The following is a 10,610-nucleotide window of genomic DNA, read 5'->3' on the forward strand; positions in this document are numbered from 1 at the left end:
TATTATCCCATATGGAGTTAACTCCAAGTCAAGCATATGCGTGGAATAAATTATATGGGCCGGTCTTGTCATACATCTACGCGGCGGCATGCAGCCCGCAAATCAAATTCACGATTCGCCTGGCGACGACGATCCAACTATGGTCGGTATGAAAAGCCTATTCAGGGACATGAAAATGTGAAAAATCTACGTATCAGCCAGCGCCCCGTCACTCTACAGATCAGCAAAATAAGTGCATTCCTAATGTTAAAGGAGACCATAATAAACCATGGTCTCCTTCTAAACAGAATGGAATGGGCACCGATATTCTTTATTTTTGTTGGGGTTCTCATCTTCCCACATATGGAGTTCTATTTGATCACCTTTTTGTGAAAATGCGAATAGCGGCATACCTTCATATTTGAATTGATTTCTAAAGTAAAAATAAACGTGTCCTTTTTCTTATATCTTTTTTTATCAGCGAACTCAAGCCAATTATAGAAGTGGTTCATCAGTAGCCTGTATAAAAAATGATTAATAAGCCATATTGTCGCTGTCAAACTTTTATATCGTCTATTTCCGTCATTATATTTTAAGCTACCATCCCATGCGAGTCTGAGATTGGTAAATACTGAGACGTCAATGTTAGATATCGTATCGATACCAGTATTCTCAGTCGATCTGCGTTTACGATAGTAATTCGTAGCAATGTCCGAATGGTATCTTAGTCCCTCTATACATACTCTCCAATTCAAATAAGCATAAGCGTAGGGGCAAATAATTTTGTAATTCTCACGTAACAACTCTTTAAGGCATTTTTTCAAAATAGTTTTTCGAATCCGGTTACACAACGCATTATAGGTGGCAACTGTGCTCTTATATATTTCATTAGCAATTTTATTATCTATTCCTTCCGTCGTCCACAGATCACCGTCATAGTATGCCTTTCTATATTCTTCTTGTCTGTTGCCTTGTTGAAGTAAATTTTCATTAGAAACAATTACTTTATGCTCAATCTTTTCGGTTTTTAATAAGGTCGGATCTAAACGACTTAAATAAGCCTCAAGGAATCTTGGATGTTCCTCTACATCGTTGTAGTGAACAAATTCCATCTCTTTTAACGTGGTTATATCGTTCTCGCTTAGTTGTAATAATTTCTGTAATGGCTGAAAAACAATGTTCGGCTTATGATTTCTCCAAACAATATGATAGTCTGGCTTATTAAAAAGTTCAGTTCCACACTGACAACGAAAAGCACTAAAAGGATCATTAATCATATATTTAAAAGACTTCTTACACGTCGGACATGAATTGTATAATTTGGCATGCGGATGAAACGGACAACTGTGAATGAACTTAAGTTGATGGAAAATACTATGGTAACCACTTCGCATACAATAGCGGCAATAAGCTAAATCACTCCGTAATAGCTCTTCTATGAGAACCCTCTTTTGAACAAAGTCAAGGATCTCGCTGGTATGTGCTTTAACAGGAACCTTTAATATTTTTAAGATTATATCTTCACTTAATCGTCCCATGGTATGGACGTTAGCATTGACATAAAATAGTGATAAATGCTTTACAGATCGAAGTTCATCGGTTCCAAATGTTCTGAGAAATTCTTTGGATGTTATGTTGTTCGCGTATTTAAATTTCTCAAACACTCCCCATGGTGATTCGTATTCCTTCACCCATAAAGGATTCCAGGTATAGTTGGTTTCCTGATTGGCCGGTCCAGGTAGCAGAATGATGTTAGCAGCTTTCATTCCTCTACACCTTGATTTACTTCGGCCTTAATATAACCAGAGTTTTTTATTGCATTGTTCCATTGTAGCCTATTGATTTGATTTAGATCTTCTCCATTTCTACCATAACGCCTAAGCACATAATCCACGGTTAATGTGAAGTATTGCATTGGAATTTCCGCTTTTTGAAATAACCCAGCCTCGGTTCGTGCTGAGCAAAAGCAATCGAACAGATCTGCAGCGCAATCTTCCAACCGAAATCCACGAGCAAAGGCATCAGGTAAGAAGTAACGTGTGAATGACCATCCGCTCCCTTCAGGATAATCAGAATATTGATCATATCCAGCCAGGCAAGTTTGAGCATCATCAACATTCTTGACTCCTGAAAAACGATAATCATCAATCATAAAACGACCAATTAGTTGGAATTTTTTTGCTTGTTGAAAGGCGCTTCTTTGATGAATTAATTCCTTTTGCCCTACTAAAATTACCGTGAGACTGATACCCAAACTATCGAGTTCGTTATTGATATCCATTAACCAGCCGTACTGGATATCCGCTAATCTTTGTGCATCGTCTAAGAAAAAAACCAATCTGTGCTGTCCTGATGACTCTACATTTTCTTTTAAATATTTTGTTAGCCTCTCGCGCTTCTGGGAGGCTTTCCCCGAAGAAGGATATGCATGATTGATGTCCTTCAATATATCTTCAAAAAACACATTCTCGTTAATCACTTTGTATTGCCTGCATTTTAAGCTATAGACAGGAATCCTCTGATCAAATTCAGCAGGTAAGACATGCATTAAGTATTTAATAGCTCTTGTTTTTCCAAGGCGAGGCCGGCCATAAACGATCCCTCCAGGAACACGGTTGTCTACCCATCTAACGATGGTCTCTTTTAATGACTCGATTTGATTGGTTTGAAGCAAGTAACGTCCAGTTTCAATCGGATGTGTTTTTGGGTGGACAAATGGCCGGCCATCCACGGTTAATGTTTCTGCATCAGAACTAGAAAAACCCATTTTGAACGCCTCCTTAAAAGGTGATGGTCTTCAAGTTCTTATTGATACGCGTGATAGGTCGTGTTCTTGTTGCATCATCTTCTGATAAAACTTCATCAAGAGATGCGGAGGATTTTGAATCTTCTTCCTTAGTGCTCGATTTTTGACTTCTTCGTCTCTCTTCTGCGAGTTTGTTACGACTTGCCCTATTATTTACTGCGTGCGATTCAAGATAGCGATGATAACAATCTATAGGATTGTCTTCGGAAGTGAAAAATAATAGTTTGCGCTTTCGAAGTCTGTTGATTTCTTTACGCGTTTTGAGCGAATGGGGAACGATCCCCCACTTTCCAGTTGCCGTAAGTGCTCCAAACTCACTGCCATCCGGAAGAAATGCCTGGAGAACCCTTAGGTCATCTACATTTACAAGAATAGTTAGGGTTGTATCAATGAGATCAGGACTGCGTGAGAGAACCTCATTTCTATAATCTACACCTTCATAATGGATGAATGGACGACGTCCCTCTTTTAAGTTACCGTTGACTTTGCGGGGTACTTTCATCGACAGGAAAACCACCTCCGCCCTTTGCTCTTCAGGCATTACCCGAGGAATAAGTCCACGTTCGATTCTTTGTTTTAACACTTCAAGAGGTGTAAAGTTGTTTATCCCCTCATTAACAGTTCCGTTATAGTCCGATATTAGTACATCTGTCAGCTCTTCTAGATGCTCAAATGAAATCGAATATTTGACAGCCTTTTTCTCGGCATCGCTTCTCCTTGGATCTTGTGGATTGCTGCCGGTCGTATTTATCATACGGTGATACCCGCATTCTTCTAACACACCAAAAAATCTTTCGATGTATCCCCTGCGAACCGGTACTGCAACAGGTCCAGCATTTGTTGAACAACCTATTATTTGTTCTAGGCGATCGGATACGAAATTTGATAAATTAGCTTTGCCATTGTCGTACAACATCTCATCCCACAGTGCCCATTGCATTTCAGGGATGCAATCACTCGGAAAGCCGCCCCGTTCATTGTAGCTTAAGCCAGGAATCGTAAGGGCCCTCTTCTCCCTCGGTACCACCGCGTTACGAATGCATTGCACTACATCATTACCTGAAAATTCCCGATTGGTACTCAGATGGTATCCAATGACCGCTCTACTGGCAACATCTAAAATGACAAGCAACCAAAGACGCTCAAGAACCCTTGTTATTTCATCTCCTTCAGGTGTCCGGAATGTAATTGAAAACATACCATCGATCCGATGGCCGTCGAATTGCACTCTTTCTAATGGACGGAGAATCGATAGATTGTGTTCTCTACCTATCCCCGTAGTTGTTGCGAGGGTAGCTGCCGCGTCTCCGTATCGACTAGCTGCTTTTGAAAAATGTCTATTATTTAGTTTATGAAGATAACGCTCTAATGAACGTTTGGCCAATGTTTCGGTAGTAAATGGGTACTGATTTTCAGTTAATCCAATTGCTCTACACTCATCCAAAAACTTTTTGTGGATATATTTTGCCTTCATTTTCGGGTCCGAGAACTGCTGCTTGTTAGTTTGGAAATGATGTTTTTCAATTAATTCAGCAAGTTGGGGAAATGTATCAAGAAGTTCGGTGAACCTCCCTGAGTGAGAGTTGTTCTCTTTCGATTTTCTTGTGTAGCCTTTAATCTTTTTATTCGGTATCAACGCACGAAAGCCTAAAATCACGCCATTCTCGTCTCGGTTGTCGATGCAACGTAACACCAGCCGTCGTAGTGATTCAAAGTCAATCCCTGTTTCATACCTGATTTCTTTAATTGGTTGATTACCTAAGTACATTTCAACTGCTTTTTTTCTCTTTAAGTAAGTAGCCTTATCCTTGTCACTTAGATTATCAGTCAAAACGATTGGCCAGTTTTTAACATCCAGATCCTCAGGTACGTATTTCTCACTTTCAATGATCTTACGTCTCGCCATGTAACCACACCTCCAGAGATGGGCCAATTAAACATTCTTCAATGTTGGCATCTAAATGTCCGCTGTAGATCAGGTTACAAATTGACTCTAAAATTCGTTGAGGTTTTAAACTGTGTAAATCACGCTGAATTTCTCCGATGGTTAGTCTGCGATTTCGTACTAAACGGGTAATTTGAAATTGGTCGAGCTCTATAGGAACCAATCGATTCCGTGTATAAGAAATAATTTGTTTGAGGTTGGACAAAAGTAAGGCATTAGATCGGATCTTTGTATCCGTCATGATTTCATATGGTTTATTGTTAAGGAGACACCAATCTTCTTGTGCTCCTGTTTGTCTTATGGTTTTAATTGACTTAGGGTTCCTTGAATCGAAATCCCACTCATATTTCACTTCAATGAATTTTTCCGTTCCATCTGAGTATAAAACCCACATATCAAAAACAGACTCTACAATCTCACCTTTATGGGTATGCCTTATTCTTAGTGGCTGCTCACAAAAAGAAACAATATTGGGGTTGGATTCGACTAAAATCCAATGGTCGTATTCCAAATCACTAAAAAACTCAACTCTTCGTTTAATCTTGCGACTGGTTGCCTTCCAGTAGTTACTGCCGTATTTTGTGTTCCTCGGCATTTTTACCGGTGTGTACATCCCGTATCACCCCTATATTTTGAACGATAATTGCGACTTTTCAGATAATCAAGCGATTCGACAAAGGTTCTTATGAAACCCCATGATTTGACGCAAAACAAAAGGCCGCCTTTCGGCGACCCTTCTTTGAAACTTATTCGAATATCTCTTTATAAATATTAATCATCTTGCGTATATTCTGGCTTTTTTGCTTCATAAGTTTTGAAATAAAAATGTGGATCAGTTTAGTTTTATCCGTATCTTTCTCAATAGGATTATCACCGAAATAAAAAAACTCTGAGGGGCTTACTTCCAGGGCACGGATCAACTTATCGAGAGTGTCCACAGAGATATTTCGGTCTCCCCGTTCGACCCCACCGATATATGTACTTTGTAACTGAGCGCGTTCACCAAGTTGTTCTTGTGTTAAGCCGCGTGACTTTCTAATTTGCCGGATTCGAGCTCCTATAAGCTCTGCGAGTTCCGCCACTCATACCACCACCTTAAATAAGCGTAAGTAGGTAAGCAGTATGAAGACAGACCATTATACTATAAATACCATTGTAAAAAGAACTTATAAGTTTTATATTGGGATCAATGAAAATTCATCATGGAGTGACTAACACATGGATCAAACCATACCCCAACAAGTTGTTATAGAAAATGTCATTCAAAGCAAAATGCGTGGTAAAGTTATTTATCAAAGCAATGTACCTGCATCTATAGCATTGAACCTTACCTTTGTAAAACCGTATGATAATGAATCCGGAAAAGGATATCAACGGCCAGTGGATCCTAAGCGATGTCACGATTTTGCTTTGTACTTGTCTAAAGGTGATGATGCTCTTTTTACACCGGTATTATTAAATGCTTGTTCGAATTGGGAGTTCGTTGCTTATGATAAGCAGCGTCCTAACTTTGGCCGGTTGTTTTGTAAGGGAAAGGCATCTCTGATGGACGGACAACATCGCCTTGGGGGTATTAAGCGGTATATCCAAGAAACGAATGCTGATATCATGGTTCCTTTTTTAGCGTTTCATTCCCTGGACGAAGATGAAGAAATTCGGCTGTTCGATACGATTAACACCAAAGCAAAAGGGATTGGATCTTCCCTTAGTAAATACCTGAGGCGTGATTCTGATGAATTGAGTTGGGTTGCTACCGAGCTGCTTGTTCGTAAAGATAGCCCTTTTTACAATATTGGCAGCATTATCGGGAAAAGAGCAAAAGGTCGTCATATAACTTTGCAAAATCTCTATCGAACCCTCCATTTCTTATTTAAGAAGGACGACGTCGCATTGCTAACAAAAGAAGAGAAGCTCAATATATCTTTGTTTTACTTTAACACCATAAAGGATACATTTTCCTATGAATGGCTTGATTATGGCGGTCACAGGCTCACTCACATCGTATGTCTTGATGCATTATCAATAGCTGCAGGTTCGATCCTTAATCATTTTTTCTCAAATGAGCAAAAGACCAAGGATTATTCTTCTTTTGCTCAATCGATTCAGAAACTTAGGAAGGTAGACTGGTCTACTACGGGTCATCTTCGATATTTAAAAGGTTTATCTGGGTCAAAGACACTTGCCAGTGAACTATCTGGATTAATGATTAACTAAAAAAGGACCCTATATGGGTTCCTTTTTTTTCGCTCACCGAAGTAACGGGCAGACATCGTTAATGGGTGTAATAATAAGAACATTTTGGCGAGCCCTTGTCACCGCTACTCTTAAATTTAAGCGTGCTTGATCTATCTCCTTTTTCGTAGATTCGTTTCGAACAATTTTCCCCTGATATAGACCTTCATAGACGATTACTTCGTCAAATTCCTTTCCTTTCGATTTGTGTATTGTCATTACATGAACTCCTCTCCAAACTTTTGAGGAGTTGGCAAAGTATTCTTGCAATAAAGCTGCTTTTATACTTTCTCCAGCACCACTATAATTTCCGTATAAGCGCCAAAGTGAAGCTAATCTTGATCTTAATTCCGATCCCCTGTGCAGCATTTTTAAATATTTGATATCTTTTCCGACCTGCTTAAGTTGATCCGAGGAGGCACCATCCAAAAGACTACAAACATTTTTCCAATCTTGACTGGGATCTCCTGTAAATTCAAGGCTGCAACAAGCATTTACTAAGTTGATGCAGTCTTGTAGTATCATTTGTCGCTTTGATCCACGTATCTTACCTGTCGTAATAAATTCTTGAAGGGCATTTGATATATCCAAGCTTTGTTTTGGTGCAGAAGCATCTCCGTTCCTTCCACGCATATGTTCACATAAATCAGCAATGAGTTGTGTATGCTCCACCCTAGAATTTGATCCAAGATCCAATAGATTTGAAACTAATACAGCAGCAAGTGACGGCGCAGCAGTTTCCAGTGCCAATTCATGGCTAACTCGGGGTAGTGATTTATTATTTGCGAAGATATGGTGTGTATCTAGACATAGGGAAACTTCGTGCATTAATCTTTTTGATGGGACCAGTATAGCAAGAGACCAATCATTTGTATGGTTTGCTATTAGTCTTTTCCGAGCCTTCAGTACCTCGACTTTTAAATCTAAATGAGGACTCAATCCTTGACGAAAAGGGTATAAGTTGACCTTAACTTGATTGTATTGTTTTCCAACATTCTTCCCGCTAATTAGATCATTTCCAAACTGAACAATATCGGTTCCATTACTTCGGTTATTCTCTGAACCAAAATCAAATTGTTGAGGGGAATAAATAAAAATAAAATCACTTATTCTAGAAGGATCCGCCCCTCTAAATTCATAAATTCGTTGTTCAGGATCCGCCAATGCAATTAGTGTACTAAGTTGTCAACTGCTTGGATAAACTGCCATTCGTCAAATTTGTGTCTTGGAACTCATCAAGTATTATAACCGGATAAGCATTGGAGATTACCTTCGATAACGCCTGGCTTTCGGTTAATAGTTGTGTTCCATACTTTGCAAACAAGTCAAAGTGTAGAATGCCTTCTTCCTCAAATAGTCTTTTTTTTTCTCCTTCTCTATCTCCAGAAAAATTTGCTAGTCTAGATGCAGCCTCATGAGGAGTAAGCAATTTAATAATTCGCCGCTTGTTAATTAAATAACCATGACTTCTTATCAACGACCATATAAAATCCATGATATGTATTAACCTCTAGTTGGCTTTGTATGTTACTTGAAATAACAGATCTAACTTGTTCTTCAACTCTCGAAACAGTTGCTCTCGCAAAACTTAAGAAGAGAATCTTTTGTCCCTTTTCGATGACGTTATTAATTATTAATTGATTGCTTTGAGTAATGCTATCGTCGTTTTGCCAGATCCAGGACCACCTAATACTAGCAAATGACCATTGGTTTGTAACAATCGCTTTTTATCTTCTGAGAGTTCGAACATACACTTCTCCTTACTTAATCCTCTGGGGGAACTTCTCTATCTGACCCGACTGAATCAGATCGTCCATCAACAATAGATTGAATACTGACAATGGTTTCAACCACAAAGCTCGGCATCTCACTTATTTCACATTGTCCTAAAAAGTCGGCAGTAACACCTGATGCTTTATTTTTAACAAAAAACTCTCTCATTACAGTTTTAAGCTGGCCTAGATCCATTTGGTCATTGGGTTCATTGGCTTTCATATGACTTAGCCACTCACCGTTTTCAACAAGTCCCTTAGCATACCTTAAAATCGCTTCTGGAGAGGAACCATTAATAATTACATCCTCGAATCCTTTTTCATTTGCTTCGAAAGGGAAATTAACTGCTTTCACGATGGCAGTCTTACTTTCCTCAGTTTGTTTATCAAAAACTGCAAACGTTATTTTATCAAGAGACTGTAAGTACTCGCCGAGTGGAGCCACTTGTGATTCAGCTTCTGCATTTAATATAGCGATTCCTAGTTCTTCAAAAGTCTTATATTCACCAAGCTCTTGAAGTCTTCGAGCTGCTGCGGGAAACGAGTCAAACTCGGTTCGACCTTCTGTAATCAGTACTCTTCGAGCTAGTAAAGCTTCACAAAATCTTCTCCGAAATTCCTCCCTATATTTCTTAGGTTTTATTGTAGGTGGATATTTCGCCGCAACACCTTTTAACTTTCCATTCACTCTGTTAATAACTAGAATTTCTGATGGGTCGAATTCTTCAAGGACGTATGGAGAATGAGATGTAAATATCGCTTGGGCAGATTTTCGACTAATACTATGAATTATTCTTTTCTGGGTATATGGCGGTATTGCTATTTCGGGTTCTTCCATTGCAAAGATGACATTTTGCTTTAGTTCGGCAATCATAGATAACAGTGCAAGTACTAATGTATTAATTGTCCCGGTACCTTGATGTTGAAATGGAGCTGCATATTCATTTCCGTCTTCCCTCTTAGCCCCAGTGCCCATAAAAACAGTTAAAATCCGACGCAAATTGGAGCGAGTCAAATCAGAAACTCGGAAATGAGGATTATTGGCCCAGTCGGATGGAACATATGTTCGAACCGTTTTCTGAACTGAAGTTAATATTTCTGATATTCCAAGTTCGGGATTTTCAGCAACCGGTAACTCCCTTAATTGGTTTAATATATCCTCCCACATTGGAAGATTTAATTCCTTTAGTCTTAGTATGATATCCAGCAGTGAACCTTTTTCAAGACTTAAAGCCCTTGAACCCGTACGAAGTGTTCTCAAATATAAAAACCCACACATTCTTTTATCCTTTGTGCCAAAAACATCAAAAGTACCATCATCTTTTTGTGGAGACAGATAGTAGGTTTTGCCGACGAAGTCATCTTCTTCTTGATCGTACGCTCCTGAAAAACCAACTCTAAGCGCGGGTAATACCTGTCTTTCATCTGTTGAACTAGCCGGTGGACCTTCGATTAAATTGTTCGTTGATGTGTTCCACCATTCAATATGATTCCTAAAATGCCTTGTCTGCTCGTCGCTTAAGCCCACTACAACAACTTCAATATGTATATCCCTTTCGGTACCTTCTTTATTTAAGTATTCCCCCGCATAAAAATCATGTTCGTCTAAGACAGGGTATTTTGATAATCGTTCAGGGCCAAGAACAAGATCAATTGATTCTAAGATAGTTGACTTTCCAATATTGTTATCGCCTACCAAAACACATCTTTCCGTTAGATAGAGTTCGCCTTCTTTGACCCCTCTAAAATTTTTCACCTTTAATCTCGCAATCCGCATTGACTCACCATCCGCCCACTAATGATAATGATTGAAGAAGGAATAATTTTCCCTGTATAATTCTTTCGGCATAATATTGTATTAACCTTTCCCTTTTCC

9 protein-coding genes are annotated in these 10,610 nt (G+C 39.0%); 1 reads left to right on the forward strand and 8 read right to left on the reverse strand.

Annotation, left to right across the window (positions count from 1 at the left end):
• Nucleotides 1-350: 350 nt before the first annotated feature.
• The 5 genes from GZH47_RS31315 to GZH47_RS31335 all read right to left on the reverse strand — a co-directional run bounded on the left by GZH47_RS31315 (nt 351) and on the right by GZH47_RS31335 (nt 5,812).
• On the reverse strand, nt 351-1,745 hold the full coding sequence (locus tag GZH47_RS31315; RefSeq protein WP_162644992.1) for a hypothetical protein: 1,395 nt from the start codon (nt 1,743-1,745) through the stop codon (nt 351-353).
• Nucleotides 1,742-2,746, reverse strand: a complete 1,005-nt coding sequence (locus GZH47_RS31320) for an ATP-binding protein (RefSeq protein ID WP_162644993.1) — start codon at nt 2,744-2,746, stop codon at nt 1,742-1,744. Before GZH47_RS31320 ends, GZH47_RS31315 begins: the two co-directional genes overlap by 4 nt.
• Nucleotides 2,747-2,759: 13 nt before the next feature.
• Nucleotides 2,760-4,691 (reverse strand): transposase family protein, encoded by a 1,932-nt coding sequence (locus tag GZH47_RS31325; RefSeq protein WP_162644994.1) that lies wholly within the window; start codon nt 4,689-4,691, stop codon nt 2,760-2,762.
• The gene (locus GZH47_RS31330; protein ID WP_162644995.1) at nt 4,678-5,343 is read right to left on the reverse strand and encodes a TnsA endonuclease N-terminal domain-containing protein; all 666 of its coding nucleotides are present in this window, start codon (nt 5,341-5,343) and stop codon (nt 4,678-4,680) included. Before GZH47_RS31330 ends, GZH47_RS31325 begins: the two co-directional genes overlap by 14 nt.
• Nucleotides 5,344-5,476: 133 nt before the next feature.
• Nucleotides 5,477-5,812, reverse strand: a complete 336-nt coding sequence (locus tag GZH47_RS31335; protein WP_162644996.1) for a helix-turn-helix domain-containing protein — start codon at nt 5,810-5,812, stop codon at nt 5,477-5,479.
• Between the two features lie 136 nt (nt 5,813-5,948).
• Between GZH47_RS31335 and GZH47_RS31340 the strand changes: the two genes are divergently transcribed.
• Entirely contained in the window at nt 5,949-6,944 is a 996-nt protein-coding gene (locus GZH47_RS31340; protein ID WP_162644997.1) for a DGQHR domain-containing protein, read from the forward strand.
• Nucleotides 6,945-6,977: 33 nt separating this feature from the next.
• Here the strand turns inward: GZH47_RS31340 and GZH47_RS31345 are convergent, their stop codons facing one another.
• From GZH47_RS31345 to GZH47_RS31350, 3 genes are all read right to left on the reverse strand, one after another.
• On the reverse strand, nt 6,978-8,126 hold the full coding sequence (locus GZH47_RS31345) for a 3'-5' exonuclease (RefSeq protein ID WP_225446300.1): 1,149 nt from the start codon (nt 8,124-8,126) through the stop codon (nt 6,978-6,980).
• A 13-nt stretch (nt 8,127-8,139) separates the two neighbouring features.
• A complete protein-coding gene (locus GZH47_RS34305) occupies nt 8,140-8,457 on the reverse strand; it encodes a UvrD-helicase domain-containing protein (protein WP_225446301.1) in 318 nt (105 codons plus the stop codon).
• A 269-nt stretch (nt 8,458-8,726) separates the two neighbouring features.
• The gene (locus GZH47_RS31350) at nt 8,727-10,511 is read right to left on the reverse strand and encodes an ATP-dependent nuclease (protein ID WP_162644998.1); all 1,785 of its coding nucleotides are present in this window, start codon (nt 10,509-10,511) and stop codon (nt 8,727-8,729) included.
• Nucleotides 10,512-10,610: the final 99 nt, after the last annotated feature.

This window comes from Paenibacillus rhizovicinus (assembly GCF_010365285.1).
GTDB classification, from domain to species: domain Bacteria; phylum Bacillota; class Bacilli; order Paenibacillales; family Paenibacillaceae; genus Paenibacillus_Z; species Paenibacillus_Z rhizovicinus.

Bases quoted from the DNA above. Each gene is read 5' to 3' on its own strand.
- GZH47_RS34305 (WP_225446301.1), bottom strand. From the start codon at position 8,457: ATGGATTTTATATGGTCGTTGATAAGAAGTCATGGTTATTTAATTAAC.
- GZH47_RS31320 (WP_162644993.1), bottom strand. From the start codon at position 2,746: ATGGGTTTTTCTAGTTCTGATGCAGAAACATTAACCGTGGATGGCCGG.
- GZH47_RS31350 (WP_162644998.1), bottom strand. From the start codon at position 10,511: ATGCGGATTGCGAGATTAAAGGTGAAAAATTTTAGAGGGGTCAAAGAA.
- GZH47_RS31340 (WP_162644997.1), top strand. From the start codon at position 5,949: ATGGATCAAACCATACCCCAACAAGTTGTTATAGAAAATGTCATTCAA.
- GZH47_RS31330 (WP_162644995.1), bottom strand. From the start codon at position 5,343: ATGTACACACCGGTAAAAATGCCGAGGAACACAAAATACGGCAGTAAC.
- GZH47_RS31325 (WP_162644994.1), bottom strand. From the start codon at position 4,691: ATGGCGAGACGTAAGATCATTGAAAGTGAGAAATACGTACCTGAGGAT.
- GZH47_RS31315 (WP_162644992.1), bottom strand. From the start codon at position 1,745: ATGAAAGCTGCTAACATCATTCTGCTACCTGGACCGGCCAATCAGGAA.